Below are 21263 nucleotides of genomic sequence, written 5' to 3' on the forward strand. Positions count from 1 at the left end.
ATGACCATTCGATCACAGATGAGGTACTTTGTGAACATGGATGTGAGCGCGAGACACCGCGTGATCCTCGACCTGCTCCGCGCCCGCGGCCGGGTCGAGGTGCCCGAACTGGCCGTGCGGCTCGAGACCTCCACCATCACGGTGCGCCGCGACCTCGACGTCCTCGCTGGTCTCGGTGCCCTGCGCCGGGTCCGTGGCGGGGCGGTGCCCTCGACGTTGCGCGGCGAGGGGTTGCCCTTCGAGGTCCGCGCGGTCGACGAGGCGCCGCTCAAGGCACGCCTCGCAGCCGTCGTCGCCGGACTGATCGGCGACGGGGAGGCCGTGGTGCTCGACAGCGGGACGACGGGCGCGGCCACCGCGCAGGCCCTGGCCGGCCGTCGGCTGACGGTGATGCCGTTGTCCGTGCAGGGGATCGCCGCCCTCGCCGGCAGCCCGAGCGTCTCCCTCCTGCTGCCCGGGGGAACCGTGCGCCACCCCGAGGGCAGCATCGTCGGCCCGCTCGCCGAACGGGCGCTGGCCGAGCTCCGCTTCGACACCGCCGTGCTGACCTGCTGCGCGGCTGACCCCGACGCGGGGGTCACGGCGCACGACCTGGCCGACGCGGCGGTCAAGAAGGCCCTGCGCCGCAGCGCGCAGCGGACCGTCCTCGTCGCCGAGGGGGCCAAGTTCCACCGGACCGCGCTGGCCGTGGTCTGCGGTCTCGTCGAGGTCGACGTGCTGGTGACGGACTCCTCCGCGCCGGCCGAGGTCGTCGCGGGACTGGTGGCGGCCGGGGTCCGGGTGGAGGTCGTCCCGGCGTAAGGATCGCGTCAAGATCAGTGGCGGGAGGTGCGTCCCGGTTGCTCTCGCCGGCGCCGCCTGCGCTGATGGAGACGTGCGTGCCACTGAGGTCTGTCGTTCGTGGTTGATGTCGGGATCGGAGGAACGGGCCAGCCGCCACCCCGGGCCGCACGGCAAGGGGCGCGTCGAGCACCCGGGCCACCCGTGGTGGAAGGTCGTCTGCCTCACCGGGGTCGACTACTTCTCCACCCTCGGGTACCAGCCGGCCATCGCCTTCCTCGCCGCCGGCGTCATCTCCCCGATCGCGACCCTCGTCCTCGTGGTCGTGACCCTCCTCGGTGCGCTCCCGGTGTACCGGCGCGTGGCGGAGGAGAGCCCGAACGGCGAGGGGTCCATCGCCATGCTGGAGAAGGTCCTGCCCTGGTGGGGCGGCAAGTTGTTCGTACTCGTGCTCCTGGGTTTCGCGGCCACCGACTTCCTCATCACCATGACGCTGAGCGCCGCCGACGCGACGAAGCACGCCCTGCAGAACCCCTACGTCCCCCAGTTCCTCGAGGGGCACCAGGTGCTGGTGACCCTGGTGCTGCTCGCCGCGCTGGGGGCGGTGTTCCTGCGGGGCTTCTCCGAGGCCATCGGGGTCGCGATGGTGCTCGTCGTCGTGTTCCTGGCGCTGAACGCCGTCGTCGTGGTCGACGCCCTCATGCACGTCGCGGGACACCCGGTGTCGGTGCACGACTGGTGGAACGCCGTGCTGCACCAGGGGTCGTCGCCGTGGGCGGTGATCGGCGCGGCCCTCATCGTCTTCCCGCAGCTCGCGCTCGGGTTGTCGGGTTTCGAGACCGGGGTCCTGGTGATGCCGCAGATCAGCGGTGACCGGATCGCCGGGGCGAAACGCCTGCTGACCGTCGCGGCCATCGTCATGAGCGTGTTCCTGCTCGCGTCCAGCTTCGCGACGAGCGTGCTCATCCCGGCCGCGGAGTTCCAGCCCGGCGGCGAGGCGAACGGCCGCGCCCTGGCCTACCTCGCCCACGAGTACCTCGGCGGAGCCTTCGGCACGGCCTACGACGTCAGCACCATCGCCATCCTCTGGTTCGCGGGCGCCTCGGCCATGGCCGGTCTGCTGAACCTCGTCCCGCGCTACCTGCCCCGCTACGGGATGGCCCCGCAGTGGGCCCGCGCGGTGCGCCCCCTCGTCCTCGTGTTCACGGCGATCGCCTTCCTGGTGACCTGGTTGTTCGACGCCGACGTCGACGCCCAGGGTGGTGCCTACGCCACCGGCGTCCTCGTCCTCATCACCTCCGCCACCGTGGCGGTGACGCTGTCGGCCCACCGCCGGGGCCGACGCGGGGCGACGGTGGCGTTCTCGGCCATCACCGTGGTCTTCCTCTACACCACCGTGGCCAACGTCATCGAACGTCCCGAGGGGGTGCAGATCGCCGGCTGCTTCATCACGGCGATCATCGTGGTCTCGCTGGTCTCCCGGGCCCGTCGCGCCTTCGAGCTGCGGGCCACCGGGGTCGAGTTCGACGAGGTGGCCCGGAGGTTCCTGGACGAGGCCGCGGCCCGGGGTGCGCTCAACATCATCGCCAACGAACCCGACGCCCGGGACGAGGCCGAGTACGCCGAGAAGATGTACGACGAACGCCGCGACCAGCACATCCCCGCCGACGAGCCCGCCGTGTTCCTCGAGGTCACCGTCACCGACGCCTCGGAGTTCGAGACCGAACTGGAGGTCCACGGGGAGGAACGCTTCGGCCACCGCGTCCTGACCGTCCGCAGTTCGGCCGTCGCGAACTCCGTCGCCGCGATCTCGCTCGCCGTCCGCGACCGGACCGGGGTGCTGCCCGACGTCTGGTTCGAGTGGTCGGAGGGGAACCCGCTGGTCAACTTCGCGCGCTTCCTGCTGCTGGGCCTCGGCGAGGTCGCACCCGTCACCCGCGAGGTCGTGCGCCGGGCCGTCCCGGAACCCGCGCAGCGTCCCCGGATCCACGCGGGCTGAGCAGGGTGCCGAACGTCAGCGCCGGACGTCAGTGCCGGACGTCAGTGCCGGATCCAGTCGAACGTCCGCTGGACGGCCTGCTGCCAGTACTCCCAGCCGAGTTCACGTTCCTCCGGCGCCATCGACGGTGACCACTGCCCGGCCCGGTGCCAGCGTCGGCGCAGGGCGTCGAGGTCGGGCCAGAAACCCACGGCCAGCCCGGCCGCGTAGGCCGCACCCAGCGACACCGTCTCGCTGACCATCGGCCGGACCACGGGGGCGTCCAGGACGTCGGCCACGGTCTGCATCAGCAGGTTGTTCGACGTCATGCCCCCGTCCACCCGCAGCGACGCCAACCGCAGCCCCGAGTCCGCGTCCATCGCCTCGACGACCTCGCGGGTCTGCCAGGCCGTGGACTCCAGCGCCGCACGGGCGATGTGGCCCTTGGTCACGAACGAGGTGAGACCGATGACCAGACCCCGCGCCTCCGAGCGCCAGTGCGGCGCGAACAACCCCGAGAACGCCGGCACGAAGTAGCACCCGCCGTTGTCCTCGACGGTCCGGGCGAGGGTCTCGATCTCCGGTGCGGTCGAGATGAGACCGAGGTTGTCGCGCAACCACTGCACCAGGGCACCGGTGATCGCGATGGAACCCTCCAGCGCGTAGACCGGGGGTTCGTCGCCGATCCGGTGCGCGACGGTCGTCAGCAACCCGTGGGTCGACCGGGTGATCTCCGTGCCGGTGTTCATCAGCAGGAAGCTGCCCGTCCCGTACGTGCACTTCGCCTCCCCGGGGGAGAAGCAGGTCTGCCCGAACAGGGCGGCCTGCTGGTCGCCCAGGGCCGCGCCGATGAGGGCACCCGGCACGACCGTGGTCGCCTTCCCGTAGACCTGCGAACTCGACACGATGTCCGGCAGCGCCCGGCGCGGGACGTCGAAGACCGCCAGCATCTGCGGTGAGTAGTCGAGCGTCTCCAGGTCCATCAGCATCGTGCGGCTCGCGTTGGTCACGTCGGTGACGTGGCGCCCACCGTCGGGACCGCCGGTCAGGTTCCAGACCAGCCAGGAGTCGATCGTCCCGAACAGCACCTCACCGTGCTCGGCGCGGCGCCGCAGGGCCGGGTCGTGGGCGAGCATCCACCCGATGCGCGGCCCGGCGAAGTACGTCGTCAGCGGGAGACCGCAGACGTCGGTGTAGCGGTCGGCGCCGCCGTCGGCCGCCAGACCCTCGACGAGTTCCGTGGTGCGGGTGTCCTGCCACACGATCGCCGGGCTCACCGGATCACCCGTGCGCCGGTCCCACGCGACGACCGTCTCGCGCTGGTTCGCGATCCCGATCGCCACCACGTCGGCCGCGGTGGCCTCCACCTGGGCCATGGCCTGCGGGACCAGTCGCGCCACGTTGCGCCAGATCTCCGCTGCGTCGTGCTCCACCCAGCCGGGTCTCGGGTAGTGCTGACGGTGTTCCCGCTGGGCGATCGCCACCAGCCGGCCGGCGTGGTCGAAGAGGATGCAGCGGGTCGAGGTCGTGCCCTGGTCGATCGCGATGACGTAACCGCGGTGTTCCGGGCGCTGTTCGGTCACTCCGGTCATCCTGCCCGACGCGGACCGTTCAGCGGTCACGCGCGCCGAGCCCCCGCGAGATGGACCGCGCGGCGTGCCGGACGGCCGGTACCAGCCCGGCCCGGGGTCGCCCGTGGGAGTCCACGAGGCGCTCGGCGTCGCCGTCGATGCCGATCGCCCCCACGACCAGCCCCCCGAGGTCGCGGACCGGGGCGGCGATGCCCGCGCCGCCGACCTCGAGCTCCTCCACGTCCAGCGCCCAGCCCTGTTCCCGGACCGCGGCCAGGGTGCGGCGCAGCGCCGCCGGGTCCACCGTCGTCCGCGCCGTCATCGCCGTGAGCCGTCCCCGGGGACGGACCGGGGCCGAGGCCAGCAGCACCTTGCCGAGCGCGCACGCGTGGGCCGGCAACGAGGCGCCCGTGCTGAGTTCCTGCGCGCTGTCGTCGGGCCGGAACACGTGGTGCACGACGAGCGCGCGCCCCTCCGCCAGCATCGCCAACCGCACCGATTCTCCCGTCCGGCTGGCCAGGGAGTCGGCCCAGTTCACCGCCCGGGCGCGCAGGTCGTTGGCGTCGATGCGGGGTCGGCCCAGGTCCGCCAGCCCGGGGGAGGCGCGGTAGTCGCCCGACTCGTCCTGCTCGACGAAACCCACGTCGACGAGGGTGCGCACGATCCCGTGCGCCGTCGTCTTCGCCAGGCCCAGCGCGTTGCCGATGTCGACGACCCCGAGACCCTGCCCCGCGCTCGCCAGCAACCGCAGCACGGCCGCTGCGCGTTCGATGGACTGGATGGGCCCCGGCACGGGCTCATCCTGCACCCCGGGAGCGTTCCAGCCGCTCCCACGACCGCGACCAGACCAGTTCCGCGGCCCCCACGAGCGGACCGTCCGCGCCGAAGGCCCCGCTGGTGAGCACGGGAGGCGTGCTGCGACGCAGGGTCATCGACCCCTCCTCGAGCGCGGCGCGCACGGTGTCGGGTGCCGCGTCGTGCAGGCGTGCGGCCAACCCGCCGACGGTGACCAGGTCCGCGTCGAGCGCGTTGACCAGACCCGCGATGCCGCGGCCGAGGTTCGTCGCGATCTCCGCGACCGCGCGCAGCGCCTCGACGTCACCGCGCCGGGCGCGGTCCAGGACGCGGTGGCTGAAGGCGACCGGGTCGTGGGGTTCGTCCTGCTGCAGCGACCGCGCGAAGGCGGCTCCGTCCAGGGCCGTGCCCCAGCAACCCCGGGCACCGCAACCGCAGGAACGGGCGGGATCCCCGAAGGGCAGGTGACCGAACTCCCCGGCGCTGCCGTGGGCGCCGTCGACGAGTTCCCCGTCGGCGGTCAGGGCGCCGCCGAGACCGGCGTCGAGGTGCAGGTGGAGGGCGAGCCTCGCCCCGACGGCCCGGCCGCGGACGGACTCCGCCGCGGCGGCGCACCGGGCGTCGTTGCCCGCGAGCACGGCCTCGGCGGGCAGGTCCGGGGAGCGCGGCCAGGCGGTCCGCAGGTCGACGTCGCGCCAGCCCAGCAGGGGCGCCTCGAGGAGGTGGCCGTCGCGGACGACGCCCGGAGCGGCCAGTCCCGCGCCGCGCACCCGACGGGGGAAGCGGCGCAGCATCGTGCGCGCTGCCGCCCGGACCGCGGTGAGCACGGGATCGGGGGAGTGCGAGGTGTGCGGGGCACCCACCTCGGCCAGGGTCGCGCCGCCGAGTTCGACGACCCGCAGCCGCCAGTCCTCGTGGGTGATCTCCGCGGCCAGCACGAGCGGCCCGTCGGGGTGGGGGAGCAGGGGGCGGGTCGGTCGCCCGCGCCGGCCCTCCGAGGAGGCCTCGCCCTCGGACAGGAGGTGGTCGGCCAGCAACCGGACGACGATCTCCGCGGTCGTCCCCGTCCCGGTGCCGAGTTCCCGGGCGGCGTCGGCGCGGGTGAGGCCCGGACGCAGGTGGGTCAGCCGCAGCAGTTCGCTGCCCAGGTTCCGCCGGTTCGACATCCCACTCCTTTTGCTCGACGGACGAGTATATTAGCGGTCGTGCCGTCCCCGCAGCGACTCCCCGTCGCACCGCTCGCCCTCCTGACGGCCGCGTCGTTCGGTGCCGTCACCACCGAGGTCCTGCCCGTCGGGCTGCTGCCCCAACTCGCGACCGCCTTCGACGTGGACGCCTCGGCCATCGGGTGGTGGGTCTCCGCCTACGCGATCGTGGTGGCCGCCGCGGCCGTCCCGCTCACGGCGTGGCTGGCCCGGTTCCCGCGCCGCAGCGTGCTCTTCGGCCTGCTCTCGCTCTACGCCCTCAGCAACGCCGCCGTCCTCGTCGCGCCCGGGTACGGCTGGGCGGTCGCGGCCCGCCTCCTCGGCGGGGTGGCCCACGCCGGGATCTTCTCCGTCGTCGTCGGGACGACCGTCGACCTCGTCCCGCCGCCCCGCCGCGGACGGGCGCTCGCCATCACGAACGCGGGGGTGACCCTGGCGCTCGCCGTCGGCGTTCCCCTCGGCACCGCGGTGGGGACGGCGGTGGGGTGGCGGTGGGCGTTCGGGACGACGTCCCTGCTGCTCGCGGGGTTCGCCGTCGCGGCGCTCCTCGTGATCCCCCGCGGCGCCACCCGGGTCGACGCGGAGCCGCCGCCCGCGGTCCTGGCCGCGTTGCGCGGGCGACGGTTGCTCGTCGTCGCCGCCGGAACCGCGGTCATCACCCTCGGTCAGTACACCGCCTACACCTACGTCACGCCGATCGTGCTGAGCGCCGGAGTTCCCGCGGGCGGCGTCAGCCTGGTGCTGTTCGGCTACGGCGCAGCCAGTCTCGCCGGACTCGTGGTGGCCGGAACCCTCGTCGACCGCCACCCCGGACGCTCCCTCGCCGGAGCCGTGCTCGTGGTCGCCGCGTGCCTGCTGACCGCGGCGGCGGTGCTCGGGTCGAGCGGCGTGGCCGCGGCGGTGGTCGTGGTGGTCGTCGTCTGGGGCGCCGGGTTCGGTGGGTTGCCCACGGTGCTGCAGACCGCGGCCCTGCGGGCGAGCAGCGGCAGCGACGCGGCCCCCGCCGTGGTCAACGCGACGTTCAACGTCGGGATCGCCGGCGGGGCCTGGCTCGGCGGCGTCCTGCTCGCGGTCGACCTCCGGATCCCGCTGCTGGTCGGCGGGATCCTCGCGGTCCTGGGGTTGTCGGCCTTCCGGCAGCGGCGCATGATGCCCGCATGATCAGGACGTGGTTCATCACCGGGACGTCGCGCGGTTTCGGACGGGAGTGGACGATCGCGGCCCTCGAACGCGGTGACCAGGTCGTCGCCACCGCCCGCGACGCCGCCAGCCTCGACGACCTGGTCTCGCGCTACCCCGACCACCTGCTCGCGCTGACCCTCGACGTCGACGACAAGGCGGCGGTCGAAGCGGCCGTGACCCGGGCCGTGGAACGGTTCGGGCGGATCGACGTCGCCGTGAACAACGCCGGGTACGGCCAGTTCGGGATGGTCGAGGAGATCACCGAGGCCGAGGCCCGCGCGCAGTTCGAGACCAACGTGTTCGGGGCGCTCTGGGTGACCCAGGCCGTGCTGCCCGTCATGCGGACCCAGGGCGGCGGGCACGTCCTCCAGGTCTCCTCCATCGGGGGGATCTCGGCGTTCCCGAACATCGGCATCTACAACGCCTCCAAGTGGGCGCTCGAAGGTTTCAGCCAGGCGCTGGCGGCCGAGGTCGCCGACTTCGGCATCACGGTGACGCTCGTCGAACCCGGTGGTTTCTCCACCGACTGGGGCGGGTCCTCCGCCAAGCACTCCGCACCGCTCCCGGCCTACGACGAGTTCCGGGTCAAGGCGGCGGAGGCCCGCGAGCGCCGGGTCTCCTCGCCGGGTGACCCCGCCGCCAGTGCTGCCGCCGTCCTCGCCCTCGTCGACGACCCGAACCCGCCGCTGCGGGTGTTCTTCGGCACCGCCCCGATCGGGATCGCCACCGCCGACTACGAGTCGCGGCTGGCGGAGTGGAAGCGGTGGCAGCACCTCTCGGAGCTCTCGCAGGGGTGAGGTACCTCGTCGGGCTGATCGGCAGCGGCATCGGGCCGTCCCTCACCCCGGCCCTGCACGAACGCGAGGCGGCTGAACTCGGGATGCACTGCGAGTACCGGCGTCTCGACCTCGACGTCCTCCGGGTGCCCGCCCGGGACGTCGGGCGGCTGCTGGACCGGGTCCGCTCGCAGGGGTGGGCCGGGGTCAACGTCACCCACCCGTGCAAGCAGCTCGTCCTCGCCCACCTCGACGAGCTCGACCCCGACGCCCGGGAACTCGGCGCGGTGAACACCGTGGTCTTCGACGGGACGCGGGCGGTCGGGCACAACACCGACACCTCGGGGTTCGGCCGGTCGCTGGCCCGGTTCCTGCCCGACGCGGACCTCGACCGGGTGGTGCTCGTCGGGGCCGGCGGCGCCGGTGCTGCGGTGGCGCACGCGCTGGGACGTGCCGGGGTCCGGTCGGTGGCCGTCGTCGACGTGGACCCCTCACGCGCTGCGGCCGTCGCCGCGGTGGTCGGTGGTTCCGCCCACGGCCCGGCCGACCTGCCGGAACTCCTGGCCGACGCCACCGGGATCGTGCACGCGACACCGACCGGGATGGCCGCGCACCCGGGAGTCCCGTTCGACGTGTCGCTGCTGCGCCCCGCGCAGTGGGTCGCGGAGGTCGTGTACCGACCGCTCGAGACGCCACTCGTCGTCGCGGCCCGGTCCTGCCGGTGCCGGGTGCTGACCGGGGGCGGGATGGCGGTGTTCCAGGCCGTCGACGCGTTCCGCTGGTTCACCGGGGTGGAACCCGACGCGGAGCGGATGCTCCGCCACTTCGAGGAGCTGGTGCGCTGACGATGGAGCCGATGCCGGCGCGACAGGGAGGGTGATCGAGAGACACCCACGGCGTGGCGGATCCGAGGCAGAGGAGGATCCAGGGCGCTGCCCCCTCTGCCCGGTCCCTTCGTCCCTCAGCCGAGCGTTGCGTTGCCCGTCGCGTCGGCCGGTTTCGCGGCGGCGCGCCAGGAGGTCAGCGAGCCCTTCTGGGCGGCAGGGGCGTGGGCGACGACGTGGTCGGCCAGCAGGTCGTAGAACTCCCGGGTCGTCCAGGGTTCCCAGCCGTGGGGCTGGTTGCGGCCGAACCGGTACGTGACGTTGGATCCGGCGAGCTTGTCGACGCGTTCCTTGAACAGGTTGACGCCATCGTTGAGGAAGTAGGTGTCGGCGTCGCCCACGTAGATGGTCAGCTGGCCGTCGAGCTTCTCGCGCAGTTCGTCCCAGTGCTTCTCGACGTAGGTCGCGAGGTCGAAGTGGTCCTGCCAGTAGGCGGCGACGGCGTGGTCGATCTTCCCCGTCGTCTTGTCCCAGATCGGCTTCGGGTAGCCGTCCGCACCGCGGGGGGAGAACACCGCCTGCCAGACGTCCCACTGCCCGAGTCCGGAGCGGCCGCGGCTGCCGAGGGCGCGCTCCCAGCCGTTCTCCTGCCCCATCGTGTACTGCGACTTGCCGCTGACCTCGCGCGCCGACGGCACGGGCACGTCGAGGTAGGCGTGGTGCGTGACGTAGGCGTTGTCGTCGCCGTAGACGTCGACGAGCTGGTGGGCGTGGAAGTCCAGCGGGTCGGGGTAGCCGGCCCAGGCGCCCTGGTAGAGGTCGGGGTAGAAGATCTGCGTGGCCGCGGCTTCCCAGCCGCCCGTCGAGCCGCCGGAGAGCACCCGGGCCCACGGCGCGCCGATGGTGCGGAAGCGACGGTCGACCTCCGGCAGCAGTTCCCGGTTCAGCGCGGTGCCGTAGGGGCCGATGTTCGCGGTGTCGACGGCGTAGGAGTCGTCGTAGTAGGGGTTCTCGTGGCGGAAGGTCACGGTGATGAACTTCGGTGCGGTGCCGGAGAGCCAGTACGCGCTGAACGCGTTGCTGCCGTCCTCGGTGAACCTCCGCGGTGCGTCACCGGGGAAGTGACCGTGGTTCAGCTCCATCGGGTAGCGCACGGTCCGGTTCGCCGCCTCGTCGTAACCCAGCGGCAGCAGGACGTCGGCGGCCACGTACATGTCGCGGCCCCAGAACTCCGAGAGCACCGCGCTGCGGATCTTCACGTGCTTGACGTGCTGCGACTCCGCGGGGTTGCCCTGCTGCGACGTGCCGCCCGCGGGGACCGGTTCGGAGGGTTGCACGACCGTGTCCAGCGTGAGGTGCACGGTTCCCCGGCCCCCGGTCGCGGGGACGGTGACCTCCACGACGGGGCCGTAGAGGTTTCCGGTGGAGGCGAAGACGTCGTGGCCGTCGCCGCCGGGCAGGTGCAGGTCGATCTCCGCACCGTCGGAGCGGGAGAAGTGCGTGTAGACGTTGAAGAACGCCTGTGCGCGGTAGGTGCCGGGGGGCAGCGACGAGGCGTCGGCGAGGGGGAACCCGACGGCCGGGGCCGCCAGGGGGACGGTGGTGCTGCGGCCCGGGGCGAGGCCGGTGACGTCGAGGCCCCAGAACGGCACCCCGTCGGCGACGTCGCCGGCCTGCTCGCGCGGCTCGCTGTCGGCGTCCGTGGTGAGGATGACGTAGACGCGGCCGGTGACGGCCTTCGGCGTCAGCCCCGGCGCGAGGGTGACGGACGCGGTCAGGGCCGGCCGGCGGCGCGAGGTGGTCTCCTCGGCTGCCGAGGCGGCGGGTGCGCCGCCCACCGCGGCGGCGGCGGCACCCACCCCCGCGACCGCGGCGACGAACGAACGACGGGACGGTGCGGTCACGACGGCTCCAGGTTGTGGTGGGGCGAGCACGTGCAGTCGTGCGGAACGTAGCAGCGGTGCTGGGACGGCACCAGGGTCGGCCCGTGACCGCGGGGTTCCTCCTCCGACGTGCGCTCGCCGCCGACGCGCGGGCCCTGGCGCGGGTCCACGTCGACTCTCGGCGGCAGACCTACCGGGGTCTCGTGGCGGACGCGGTGCTCGACGACCCGGGGCTGCTGAGTTCTCGGGAACGGTTCTGGATCGGCGCCCTCACCGACGAACGGTGGAGCGTGAACCGGATCGCCGTCGCCGAGGTCGACGGCGTGCTGCCGGCCGAACCCGCGGTGCTGAAGGTCGCAGAGCCGAACCGCCGGGCGCAGGCGTTCTACCGCGAACGGGGTTTCGCACCCACCGGGTGCAGTCGACGAGAGTCGATGAAGCCCGAGTCTCCCCGGGGTCGCGGGGTTCTCGCCGGTTTCGACGACTCCGCCGACCTCGGTGGACTGCCGCTGCCGGACGGGTCCAGCGTGCCCGACCGGCGGGTCGTCCGAGCGAACACCCCGCCGGACCTCAGCCCGGGCGACCGAACGGCCCCGGACGCGCGGAACATCGTCGCGATGCTCGACCGCGTCCGGGACGTGCACGGGTCCAGCGCGGGGTACCTGCGCTCGATCGGGCTGACGGCGAGGAGGTGTCCGCCCTCCGGCGATGGGTGTCGCCCTGACCCGTCAGGTGCGGGGCGGTTCCTCGGCGGTGGCGTCGGCGTCCACGACGAGGTCGATCGCACCGGTCCGCACGTCGTAGATCCCGCCGGCGACGGGCATCTTCGGCGGCAGGAACGGCCACGACCGGATGCGCTGCACGTCGTGGACGAGCGTCGTGCGCTGGTCGGAGATCGTGCGGAAGTCGATGCTGCGCGAGTCCACGCCCTGGGCGAGGACCTTCGCGTGCACGTCGCCGTCGGTGTTCTTCGTCATGCCGCAGTCGGTGTGGGCGAGGACGAGCACGCGGTCCACGCCGAGCAGGTAGTGCGCGAGGACGAGGGTGCGCAGCACGTCCTCGGTCACCCGGGCGCCGGCGTTGCGGAGGATCTTCGCGTCCCCCTTGGCCAGACCGAGCATCTCCAGCGGGGAGATGCGCGAGTCCATGCACGTCAGCACGGCGAGGCCGGAGCCGGCCACGCCGGGGCGGCCGTCGTCGACGAAGGTCTTGGCGTACTCGGCGTTGGCGGTCAGGACGTCGGTGAAGGGATCCACACCGCACATCTCACCATCCCGGCTCGACCTGCGGAACGGGCCCGTCCACGTCGGCCTGCGAGCGGGTGCCGTCGGCCCACGTCACCCGCACCCGGGCGCCGTCGAGGACGACCTCCGGGGCCGGGCCGGGGTCGACCCCGGAGAGCGAGACCGCGACCACGACCAGGCCGTCACCGGCGCGGCCGCGCGCCCGGGGGACGAGGGCCCAGGCGCCGAAGGCGTTGCCCGCGGGCGCGCGGACGACGTCGAGGTCGGGAACGCCGTGGACGGCGAGCAACCGGCTGCTCGGACCGGGTGCGGTGAGGGTGATCGACGTCGTGTCCAGTCGCTGCTCCAGCAGGCCGGGGTGGTCCGCGGCCACCGCCCAGCCCGTGACCGTCACGGCGGTCCCGGCGGGGACGGCGTCGAGGCGGAAGACCCGGACCTCCCACGCCCCGTCGGCGAGGACGAGGGAGAGGACCTCCGCCTGGGGGAGTGCCGTGCCGACGAACTCCGGGTGGTGCCGGCTCGCGGCCCAGCCGGGGCCGGTCCCCGCGGGGGTGAAGGCGTGCCGGACCCCCTCGACCCCGCGCGCGCCGAGGACGACGGTGTTGTCGGCGACGTTGTGGGCCGACGTCGGACCGGTCCTCGTGGAGTAGGCGAGCCGGGCGTAGAACGGGTCGGGGCGCCCGTCGGGGCCGCCCGGCCGGTGGTGGTCGGACCCGTGGTTGTGCACGCGGACCAGGCCGTCGGCGGTGTTCTGGACGAGCCAGCCGGCGGGGGCGACCGGGGTCGTCCGCGACGGGGCGAGCGCGGGAACGGGTTCTTCGGTGGCCGTCCACAGCGGGTGGTCGGGACCGGCGAGGAGCGCGGAGAACGCCTTGGACGACCAGTACGGGGAACCGGGTCCGGAGTAGCCCTGGACGCTCGCGGGGTGCGGGCCGTGGAACCCGCGGGTCAGGAGCCCGTCGGTGGTGGCGCCGCGGTCCAGGAAGTAGCGGACCCCGGAACTCAGCAGCGTCCGGCTGACGCCGGGCGTCCACGGGGTGTTCCCGGTGACCGCCCCGAGGGCCACCGAACTGACGGTGGCGAACCGGTAGGTGAGCGACCGGCCCTGGTGCAGCGGTGCGCCGTTGCCGTCGAAGGTCAGGGCGAACGTCGTGAGGAACTCCCGCAGTCGCGCGCCGAACCGCCTCCCGAGCTCCTCGTCCTGGCGCAGGTGGGAGTACAGCACCGGGTAGAGGTGCATGGCCCAGCCGACGTAGTGGTCGAACATCCGCCCGTCGCCGTCGGTGTACCACCCGTCCCCGCGGTACCAGCCCTCCAGCAGGTCGAGGGCGCGCGAGATCGCTGCCTCCGTCTCGGCGTCCCCACGTCCGGCACCGATCAGGAACGAGGCGACGGCCATCGGGAACAGGTACCAGTTGTTGGGCGCGGGTTCGTGGCGCAGACTGCCTCGCAGCCACGCCTCGACCCGGTCCTGCTCCTCGCCGGACAGCCTGTCCCACAACCACTCACGGGTGAGGTCGAGCGCGAGGGCGATGGAGGCGGACTCCACCATCGGCTGCCCGCCGGACCGGACGGAGCCGATCACCGGCCAGGACTCGGCGTCGTCGGAACCGGGGTCCCGGGTTCCGGCGAGGAGTCCTCGGCGGTAGTTCCCGAGGTGTCCGTGCGGATCTGCGCCCCCCTCGCCGGCGACCCGGAACGCCGCGGTCAGGAACGTCCGGGCGAAGCCCTCCAGGCCGTCGGAGACCCACCCCGCACGGGCGGGTTCCCCCGGTAGGTCGATGCGCCCGAACTCCGGGGTCGCCCACGGCCGGACGGCCAGCAGCAGGTCGTCGGCCACGGCGAGCCAGTGGGCGCGGGTCCAGCCGGTGAGCGGGGAGAGGACGCGGTCCTCGGGGACGTTCTCGAGGAGGGACACCAGCGGAACTCCTTCAGGCGGTGCGGGACAGGGCGGGGTGGGCGACGGGGTGGGCCAGCGGCAGACCGTCCGCGAGACGTTCGACCTCGTCGGCGGCGGCGGCGGTGAGCCGGCGCATCTCGTTGCCCAGCGACCCGGCGACGTGCGGGGTCAGCAGGACGTTCGGGCACGACCACAGGGGCGAACCCGGCGGCAGGGGTTCCGGATCGGTGACGTCGAGGACGGCGCGGAGCCGGCCGCTGAGGAGCTCGCGGGTCAACGCCTCGGGGTCCACGACGGCACCCCGCGCGGTGTTGACCAGGGTCGCGCCGTCCCGCAGCGACGCGAGGACCCGGGCGTCCACGAGACCGCGGGTCTCGGGCAGCAGGGGGGTGTGGACGCTGAACACGTCGCTGCGCCGGGCGAGTTCCGCCAGGCCCACGGGCTCGGCACCCAGTGCCCTCAGTTCGGAGTCCGGGACGAACGGGTCGTGGACGAGGACCTCGAGGTCGTGCGGGCGCAGGAGTTCGAGCACCCGGCGACCGACGAGGGAGGCGGAGAGGATCCCGACGGTCGAGCGGTAGTTCCCGACCGACTCGCTGAACCGCATCGCGGTCCGGGTGCGCTCGACGCGGAAGGCGTCGGCGGCGGGCAGGACGGCCTTGCCGGCGAGCAGGACCATGGCGAGGGTGTACTCCGCGACGGGGACGGCGTTCGCGGCCGCGGCCGAGGACACCTGGATCCCGCGTTCCCAGCAGGCCGCGCTCACGTGGTGACGCACCGATCCCGCCGCGTGCACGACGGCGCGCAACCGGGGCGCGGCGTCGAGCACGTCGGCGTCCAGGACCGGGCACCCCCACCCGGTGACGAGGACGTCCACCCCGGCGAGGACCCCGAGCGCCCGCGGGCTGGTGAACTCGCTCAGCAGGGTCTCGTCGAGGTCCACGACCGCGCGCAGCCGGTCGAGGAAGGTCCGGTCCACGACCCGGTCGCGACTGGCGGCGCTCATGGCGAGCGCGGCCCGCATCTTCGCTGGCACGGGGTCACCGTCCCGGCGGTGGGCCGGACAGGTCAAGACCGTTCGATCAACGGTGATCGATCGCTCGGACGCTGTGCCGTTCCACGAGTCGGGGTGCGATCTCCAGGTGGCGGCAGGGGGCGTCGGGGGCCGTCGTGCGCCACCCCAGCAGGTCCACGGCGGCCCGGCCGACCTCGCGCTTGGGCGGTGCGACGGCGGTGAGGCGCACCTCGCCGAGCCCCGCCACGACGTCGTCGTAGGTCACGATGCTGAGGTCGTCCGGCACCCGGATCCCCGCGCCGGCGAACCGCGGGAGCATGGACAGGGCGTCCGGGTCGGCGTGCACGAGGATCGCCGTCGCCCCGTGGCGGCGCACCGCCTCGACCGGGTCGGGAGCCGTCAGCCGGTGCTGCTGGTCGGCGTGGTCGGCCGACAGCAGCGGCTCGGCGAGCACCGGCAGACCGAGGGAGCGCAGGGCGTCGGGCAGGCAGGCGCGCACGGTGCGCGAGGTCGGGGAGTCGTCGCGGCAGAAGGTCAGGATCCGCCGGTGGCCGTGCGCGCGCAGGTGCGAGAGGGCCAGGTGGACCCCGGTGGCGTGGTCGCTGCGGACGGCGTCCCGTTGCGCGAGTGCGGATCCACGGGGAGCGAAGCGTTCGAGCAGGACGAGCGGGGGTGACGTCGGCCAGGACGGGACGCTCACGTCCTCGCTCACCTCCTCGGGGGAGTGCCACCGCGGGGCGTAGAGGATGCCGGACACCCCGCGGGTGCTCGCCGCCCGTTCGATGGCCGCCCGCGTCGCCACCGGCCCGCGGGCGACCTCGAGGACGTAGCGGCCGCCGTGCGCGGCGACGGCTTCGCGCGCGCCGTGCAGGATCTCGCCGAGGTAGGCCCCCGAGGAGCACGACACCGCCACGACCGTGCCCAGGACCGGGCCACCGGGCAACGCGGCGGTCACGATCCCGTGCCGCCGGGTGAGTCGACCCTGCTCGGCGAGCGCCTCGACGTCGCGACGGACGGTGACCGCCGCCATCCCCAGTTCGAGGGCGAGGTCGCTGACCCTGGCGCTGCCGCGGGACGTGACCAGGGCGGTGATCCGTTCACGCCTGGCCACCGGGCCGTCGACCGTCATGGGCATCTCCCGCCTCGTCGCGATGATCGAACGATCCTCACCCGTCGGACCCGGCGGCACAAGGGGCGCGTATCGTCACCGTGTGTCGATCCTCGTCGTCCGTCACGGCCAGACCGAGTGGAGCCTCTCGGGGCAGCACACCGGCAGCACCGACGTCCCGCTCACCGCAGCGGGCGAGGTGCAGGCCCGTGGACTCGCCCCCGTCTTCGCCGACCGCAGCATCTCGGCCGTCTTCGTCAGCCCCCGCCAGCGGGCCCGGCGCACCGCCGAACTCGCCGGACTGAGCGACGTGACGATCGACGACGACCTCGTCGAGTGGGACTACGGCGGCTACGAGGGCCGCACCACGGCCGAGATCTCGGCCGAGCTCGGACGCGAGTGGTCGGTCTGGCACGACGGTGTCGTCCCCGGGCAGACGCCGGGGGAGACCGTGCACGCGGTCTCCGCCCGCGCCCGCGCGGTCCTGGACCGGGCGCAGGCCGCCGAGGGCGAGGGTGACGTGGTGCTCGTCGCGCACGGGCACTTCCTGCGCATCCTGCTCGCGACCTGGCTGGGGCTCTCACCCACCGCCGGGGCGTTGTTCGCCCTCGAGGCGGGCACCTGGGGAGAACTCGGCCGCGAGCACGGCCGTCCCGTGCTGGTCCGCTGGAGCGTTCCACCGCTCGGCTGAACCGGACGGCTCAAGTCGTCACTCAGTGTGCCGATGGGGCTCGTGTGACAGCCGCCTCGATCGCCTGGACCACCTCGGTGCTCGTGATCGTGGTGGCCTCCGTCCTCCTGACCGTCCTCGTCCGCCAACGCGACCGGGCCCGTGACGAACTCGCCCGCACCGATCCGCTCACCGGGCTCGGCAACCGCCGCGCGCTCGTCGAGTCGGGTGAACCGCTGCTGGCCTCGGGGCGCGGTCTGGGGCTGCTGCTCCTCGACCTCGACGGGTTCAAGGACGTCAACGACACCCTCGGGCACGCGGCCGGGGACGAGGTCCTCGTCCAGGTCGCCCGGGTCCTCACCGCCACCGTCGGCGACCGGGGTCCGGTGACCCGCCTCGGTGGGGACGAGTTCGCCGTCCTCGTCCCCGCGCCCGGCCCGGGCGACGACCTCGAGGTCGTCGCGAAACGCCTCCTCGCCGCCCTCTCCGTCGGGAGCTTCCACGCCGGGGTCGTCCCGATCGACCTCCAGGGCAGCATCGGCATCGCCGTCGCGGGGGTCGACGGGAACTCCCTCGGGGAACTCCTGCAGCACGCCGACATCGCCATGTACGCGGCCAAGCGGAGCCGGGTCGGGGTCCTGCGCTACGACGCCGCGAGCGACCCGCACTCGGCCGGGGGCCTGGAACTCCTCGGGCAGCTGCGCGGGGCGATGGACGCCGACCAGCTCGAACTGCACTACCAGCCCAAGGTCTCCGGTGACGGTTCCCGGTTGGTGGGTTTCGAGGCGCTGGTGCGCTGGAACCACCCGTCGCGGGGTTTCCTGCTGCCCGCCGACTTCCTGCCGTTCGTCGAACGCACCAACCTCATCCACCCGCTGACGCGCTGGGTGCTCATCACGGCGTTGCGCCAGGCCGCGACCTGGCGGGCCCAGGGCGTCGACGTCTCGATGTCGGTGAACATCTCCGCGGTCACCCTCGACGCGGGCCTGCTGGGCGTGGTCGAGGAGGCCCTGGCCCTCACCCGGTGGACCCCGTCCGCGCTGGTGCTCGAGATCACCGAGACGGCCGTCATCAACGACCCCGAGGGGGCGCGGGTCACGGTCGCGAAGCTGCGCGAGCGCGGGATCCGCGTCTCCGTCGACGACTTCGGGGCGGGCTCGACGAGCCTCGGCCACCTGCGCGGTCTCGCCGTCCACGAACTCAAGATCGACCGGCAGTTCGTCTCCGAGATGGTGGCGCACCCGGAGGACGAGGTCATCGTGTCCTCGGTCATCGCCCTGGCCCACCAGCTCGGACTCGTCGTCGTCGCCGAGGGCGTGGAGACCCTCGCCTCCGCGGACCGGTTGTGCGCGTTGGGCTGTGACGAACTCCAGGGGTTCTTCTTCGCCCGTCCGCTGCCAGCCGAGAAGGCGCTGGCCTGGGCCCGCACCGAGGGGATGACCGGCGCCGCCGTCGAACTGCGGTAGGTCGCGGTCGGCGGATGACCGAGCGTTCCGAGGTCAGTCGCCGAGGTTCTCGAGGAGCCGTTCGACAGCTCGCCGAAGTTCGGGCAGGTCCTGGGTGACGGTGGCGGCGACGATGGCGTGGGTGGTGTCGAAGTAGCGGTGGGCGAGATGATCGCGCATGCGGGCGATCTCCGACCACGGCAGGTCCGGCTCCCCGGCCAGCACCTCGTCCGAGACGGCTTTGACGGCCTCGCCGATCTCGATCAGTCGCACCCGGACGGCGTCGAAGACGAGACCGTCGGAGAGGTCCCCGCGGCGGGTGTGAGCGTCGATGGCGTCCAGGGCCGCCTGCACGTCCAACAGTCGCTGGCGGGCGTGCCGGCTCACGTGAACACCACGGCCCTGCCCATCGTCGCTGTCGTCGCACTCACAGGGGCACCAGGTCCGCTTCGACGTTGGCGCGCACTTCGGGTTTGAGTCCGTCCTCCGGGACCAGGTCGACCGGTGCGTGCAGGAGGTCCTCCAGGTCCCGTCGCAGACGCCCCAGCGCGAACAGCCCCGTCCCGGCAGGTAGGTCAACGAGCAGGTCGACGTCGGAGTCGGGACGTTCGGTGCCGCGGGCGGTGCTGCCGAAGACACGGACGTGGTGCACGCCGTGAGCGGCGGCGATCGTCTTGACCTTGCGCCGGTGCCGGCGCAGGCGCTGTCCCAGGGGGCCGGAGAGCGCGGTGGTGGGTGGGGAGTCGATGGTGATCAGTGAGGCATCGAGCAGGTGACCGCTGGCGCGCAGCAGGTGCAGCAGCGTCGGCAGGGAGGGCTGGCGCTGCCCGGACTCGTAGGCGCTGATCACGCTCTGGGTCACTCCGGCGCGCTGGCCCAGCTGGGCCTGTGTCAGTCCGGCGCGCCGACGCGCGTCCTTCAGCAGCACTTCGGCGGACTCGATGACGGGCACGTCGTCACCATAGCGAATCGTCGATGCGACGTCGCCGATGAGCCGGCACCGGGGGGTGCTGGTCATGAACGTCGAGGCACGGACAGCCGGTCCTCGACGGGGGCTGACGCCGGTCGGCGACGGCGCGCCTCGCACCGAGCAGGCCTAGGCCCGCCGGCCCGCGGCGGACAGGACCGCGTCCGCGACGGCCTGCGGGGCCAGTTCGGGCACCCAGTGGCCGGTGTCGAGCTCGACGTGGCGGTAGGGACCGCGGACGTGGTCGGCGGTCCGGTCCACGGCGGCGCGGGCGTAGAACGGGTCCCGTCGACCGTGGAGGTAGGTCGTGGCCACCTCGACGTCGCCGACGGGACGGGCGAACGGCAGGGCCCGGTACCAGCCCAGCGCCGCGCGCAGGCTTCCCGGCGCGCTGTGCCGGCGGGCGTACCCGGCGGCGAGGTCCGCGGGCAACCCGCTGCGCCGCAGGGAAGCTGAGAGCAGCTCACCACCCCGGGCCAGCAGCAGCCGCTCGGGCAGCAGCGGCAGCTGGAAGAACCCGACGTAGGTCGAGCGCAGCCCCTGCGTCGAGGACGTCACCGCGCGCCGGTAGGCGGCCGGGTGGGCCTGCGAGAGGACGGTCAGGGACGCGAGCCGTTCCGGGTGCGTCGCGGCCAGGGCCCAGGCGACCACCCCGCCCCAGTCGTGGCCGACGAGGTGCACCGGCCGGGCCGGCCGGGTCGGCGTGGCCGCGTCCAGCAACGCGACGACGTCGGCGACGAGCTCGGGCAGCGCGTAGTCGCGGCGGCGCGGGGGCCGGGCGCGCGCGCCGTAACCCCGCTGTTCGGGCACGAGGACCCGCAGCCCGCCCGCCACGAGCCGGGGCACGACGGCGTCGTAGGCTTCCGGGCCCTGCGGGAACCCGTGCAGGCAGACGACCACGTCCCCGTCGGCGGGGCCGTGGTCGCCGGTGGAGAAGTCCAGGCCGGCCCGGGTGAAGGAGTCCACCGACGTGCCGCTCAGCAGGCGGCGACGCGGGTCCAGCCGCCGTCGACCTGGCGCAGCGAGACGATGGTGTAGCTGCTGGTCAGGCCCAGGGCGTCGCGGGAACCGCGGGCGTAGGCGTAGCCGTACAGGCTCACGGCGCGGTCGGCGGCGACGTGGGCCCGGGTGCTGTCGCGCACGCAACTCGTCGGGGTGGGGGTCGGGGTGGGCGTGGTGGGTCCGCCCCCGGCGCGCACCAGACCCGCCGCGAACCGGGCGCCCTCCGTCGTGGCTCCGTTGCTGGGGTAGCTGAGGTGGCTGCCCGTCCCGGTCTTGGGGGCGCTGCCGCAGACGGTGTCGCTGCTGTTGCAGTAGTCCTTCGACTTCGTCCCGTAGGTGGTGCTGGCGGTGGCGATGGTGCGTCCGCTCAGCCCCAGCGGGTTGCCGAACACGACGACCGCGGCGACGCGACCGGACAGCTCGGCGGGGACGGGCGTGCCGGTGGTGGTACCCGTGCGGATGCCCACCGCGATGTCGGTGACGGTCGCGCCCTGGGAGTAGCCCCCGAGGACGAACCGGGTCGAAGGGCAGGCCGCGGCCACCTCGCGCACGTGGGCGCTCATGTCGGTGGCACCGGGGCCGGCGCTGGTCTGGGAGGTGTTGGCGGCGTAGTCCACGGCGTAGGAGGTGACGGTCCGGTCCGACAGCTCGCTCGTGAGGGCCCGGACGAAGGGCGAGCCGACGATGCCGAGACCGGGCGTCTCGCCGGTGCCGCGCGCGAAGACGACCTCGACGTCGGAACAGGTGGCGGCGGTGGCCGGTGCGGCGGCGCTCAGCAGGGCGCCACCGGTGGCGGCGAGCGCGGCGAGGGTGGCGACCAGCCGGCGGGACGAGGGGATGCGCAGCACGGGTTCTTCCTCCACGACGTCGGAGTACGGCGGCGGGTCGCCGCTCAGCCGGTGCACAGCGTGCCCGGCC

The 21263-nt window shown here is 73.5% G+C and carries 19 protein-coding genes; 7 read left to right on the forward strand and 12 right to left on the reverse strand.

Translation table 11 applies throughout. The features are described from left to right. Nucleotides 1–36: 36 nt before the first annotated feature. Together SJY07_RS19540 and SJY07_RS19545 are read left to right on the forward strand one after the other, a co-directional pair. A complete protein-coding gene (locus SJY07_RS19540; protein ID WP_380161270.1) occupies nt 37–801 on the forward strand; it encodes a DeoR/GlpR family DNA-binding transcription regulator in 765 nt (254 codons plus the stop codon). A gap of 106 nt (nt 802–907) precedes the next feature. Next, nucleotides 908–2779: an amino acid transporter gene (locus SJY07_RS19545; RefSeq protein WP_328292551.1), complete on the forward strand. Its 1872-nt coding sequence runs from the start codon at nt 908–910 to the stop codon at nt 2777–2779. A 41-nt stretch (nt 2780–2820) separates the two neighbouring features. Here SJY07_RS19545 and glpK read toward each other — a convergent pair whose 3' ends face one another. From glpK to SJY07_RS19560, 3 genes are read right to left on the reverse strand one after another with little or no spacing between them, the layout of a single operon-like run. After that, entirely contained in the window at nt 2821–4350 is a 1530-nt protein-coding gene (glpK, locus tag SJY07_RS19550) for a glycerol kinase GlpK (RefSeq protein WP_328292550.1), read from the reverse strand. Nucleotides 4351–4369: 19 nt separating this feature from the next. Next, a complete protein-coding gene (locus SJY07_RS19555) occupies nt 4370–5122 on the reverse strand; it encodes an IclR family transcriptional regulator (RefSeq protein WP_328292549.1) in 753 nt (250 codons plus the stop codon). A gap of 4 nt (nt 5123–5126) precedes the next feature. After that, on the reverse strand, nt 5127–6290 hold the full coding sequence (locus SJY07_RS19560; RefSeq protein WP_380161271.1) for an ROK family protein: 1164 nt from the start codon (nt 6288–6290) through the stop codon (nt 5127–5129). A 39-nt stretch (nt 6291–6329) separates the two neighbouring features. Between SJY07_RS19560 and SJY07_RS19565 the strand changes: the two genes are divergently transcribed. The 3 genes from SJY07_RS19565 to SJY07_RS19575 are packed head-to-tail and all read left to right on the forward strand — an operon-like array spanning nt 6330 to nt 9132. Continuing rightward, nucleotides 6330–7490 carry an MFS transporter gene (locus SJY07_RS19565; protein WP_328292547.1) on the forward strand — a complete coding sequence of 387 codons (1161 nt, stop codon included), beginning with the start codon at nt 6330–6332 and terminating at the stop codon, nt 7488–7490. Then, nucleotides 7487–8308: an SDR family oxidoreductase gene (locus SJY07_RS19570; RefSeq protein ID WP_328292546.1), complete on the forward strand. Its 822-nt coding sequence runs from the start codon at nt 7487–7489 to the stop codon at nt 8306–8308. Before SJY07_RS19565 ends, SJY07_RS19570 begins: the two co-directional genes overlap by 4 nt. Next, nucleotides 8305–9132: a shikimate dehydrogenase gene (locus tag SJY07_RS19575; RefSeq protein ID WP_380161272.1), complete on the forward strand. Its 828-nt coding sequence runs from the start codon at nt 8305–8307 to the stop codon at nt 9130–9132. Before SJY07_RS19570 ends, SJY07_RS19575 begins: the two co-directional genes overlap by 4 nt. Before the next feature lie 116 nt (nt 9133–9248). Here the strand turns inward: SJY07_RS19575 and SJY07_RS19580 are convergent, their stop codons facing one another. The 5 genes from SJY07_RS19580 to SJY07_RS19600 all read right to left on the reverse strand — a co-directional run bounded on the left by SJY07_RS19580 (nt 9249) and on the right by SJY07_RS19600 (nt 16288). Continuing rightward, the gene (locus SJY07_RS19580; RefSeq protein WP_380161273.1) at nt 9249–11015 is read right to left on the reverse strand and encodes an enterochelin esterase-like enzyme; all 1767 of its coding nucleotides are present in this window, start codon (nt 11013–11015) and stop codon (nt 9249–9251) included. Between the two features lie 707 nt (nt 11016–11722). Next, nucleotides 11723–12259, reverse strand: coding sequence for a beta-class carbonic anhydrase (locus tag SJY07_RS19585; RefSeq protein ID WP_380161274.1), 537 nt, complete (start codon nt 12257–12259; stop codon nt 11723–11725). 1 nt (nt 12260) lies between these two features. Next, entirely contained in the window at nt 12261–14156 is a 1896-nt protein-coding gene (locus SJY07_RS19590; RefSeq protein ID WP_380161275.1) for a DUF2264 domain-containing protein, read from the reverse strand. 13 nt (nt 14157–14169) lie between these two features. Further along, nucleotides 14170–15162: a hydroxyacid dehydrogenase gene (locus SJY07_RS19595; RefSeq protein ID WP_380162415.1), complete on the reverse strand. Its 993-nt coding sequence runs from the start codon at nt 15160–15162 to the stop codon at nt 14170–14172. A gap of 58 nt (nt 15163–15220) precedes the next feature. Beyond that, nucleotides 15221–16288, reverse strand: a complete 1068-nt coding sequence (locus tag SJY07_RS19600; RefSeq protein WP_328292539.1) for a substrate-binding domain-containing protein — start codon at nt 16286–16288, stop codon at nt 15221–15223. A gap of 76 nt (nt 16289–16364) precedes the next feature. Here SJY07_RS19600 and SJY07_RS19605 point away from each other — a divergent pair, with 76 nt between their 5' ends. Both SJY07_RS19605 and SJY07_RS19610 read left to right on the forward strand, forming a co-directional pair. Then, nucleotides 16365–16952, forward strand: a complete 588-nt coding sequence (locus tag SJY07_RS19605) for a histidine phosphatase family protein (protein WP_380161276.1) — start codon at nt 16365–16367, stop codon at nt 16950–16952. Between the two features lie 44 nt (nt 16953–16996). Beyond that, nucleotides 16997–18397, forward strand: coding sequence for a putative bifunctional diguanylate cyclase/phosphodiesterase (locus SJY07_RS19610; protein ID WP_380161277.1), 1401 nt, complete (start codon nt 16997–16999; stop codon nt 18395–18397). A gap of 33 nt (nt 18398–18430) precedes the next feature. Here SJY07_RS19610 and SJY07_RS19615 read toward each other — a convergent pair whose 3' ends face one another. From SJY07_RS19615 to SJY07_RS19630, 4 genes are all read right to left on the reverse strand, one after another. Then, on the reverse strand, nt 18431–18763 hold the full coding sequence (locus tag SJY07_RS19615) for a HepT-like ribonuclease domain-containing protein (RefSeq protein ID WP_328292536.1): 333 nt from the start codon (nt 18761–18763) through the stop codon (nt 18431–18433). 40 nt (nt 18764–18803) lie between these two features. After that, entirely contained in the window at nt 18804–19328 is a 525-nt protein-coding gene (locus tag SJY07_RS19620; protein ID WP_328292535.1) for a nucleotidyltransferase domain-containing protein, read from the reverse strand. A 144-nt stretch (nt 19329–19472) separates the two neighbouring features. Then, a complete protein-coding gene (locus tag SJY07_RS19625; RefSeq protein ID WP_380161278.1) occupies nt 19473–20309 on the reverse strand; it encodes an alpha/beta fold hydrolase in 837 nt (278 codons plus the stop codon). Nucleotides 20310–20320: 11 nt separating this feature from the next. Then, nucleotides 20321–21250: a cutinase family protein gene (locus SJY07_RS19630; protein ID WP_380161279.1), complete on the reverse strand. Its 930-nt coding sequence runs from the start codon at nt 21248–21250 to the stop codon at nt 20321–20323. Nucleotides 21251–21263 lie beyond the last annotated feature (13 nt).

This window comes from Kineococcus sp. R86509 (genome assembly GCF_042466365.1).
Classification (GTDB): domain Bacteria; phylum Actinomycetota; class Actinomycetes; order Actinomycetales; family Kineococcaceae; genus Kineococcus.

Excerpts from the sequence above, each read along its gene's own strand:
- SJY07_RS19600 (WP_328292539.1), bottom strand. The coding sequence starts at position 16,288 with ATGCCCATGACGGTCGACGGCCCGGTGGCCAGGCGTGAACGGATCACC.
- SJY07_RS19585 (WP_380161274.1), bottom strand. The coding sequence starts at position 12,259 with ATGTGCGGTGTGGATCCCTTCACCGACGTCCTGACCGCCAACGCCGAG.
- SJY07_RS19540 (WP_380161270.1), top strand. The coding sequence starts at position 37 with ATGGATGTGAGCGCGAGACACCGCGTGATCCTCGACCTGCTCCGCGCC.
- SJY07_RS19595 (WP_380162415.1), bottom strand. The coding sequence starts at position 15,162 with ATGCGGGCCGCGCTCGCCATGAGCGCCGCCAGTCGCGACCGGGTCGTG.
- glpK (WP_328292550.1), bottom strand. The coding sequence starts at position 4,350 with ATGACCGGAGTGACCGAACAGCGCCCGGAACACCGCGGTTACGTCATC.
- SJY07_RS19570 (WP_328292546.1), top strand. The coding sequence starts at position 7,487 with ATGATCAGGACGTGGTTCATCACCGGGACGTCGCGCGGTTTCGGACGG.
- SJY07_RS19545 (WP_328292551.1), top strand. The coding sequence starts at position 908 with ATGTCGGGATCGGAGGAACGGGCCAGCCGCCACCCCGGGCCGCACGGC.
- SJY07_RS19560 (WP_380161271.1), bottom strand. The coding sequence starts at position 6,290 with ATGTCGAACCGGCGGAACCTGGGCAGCGAACTGCTGCGGCTGACCCAC.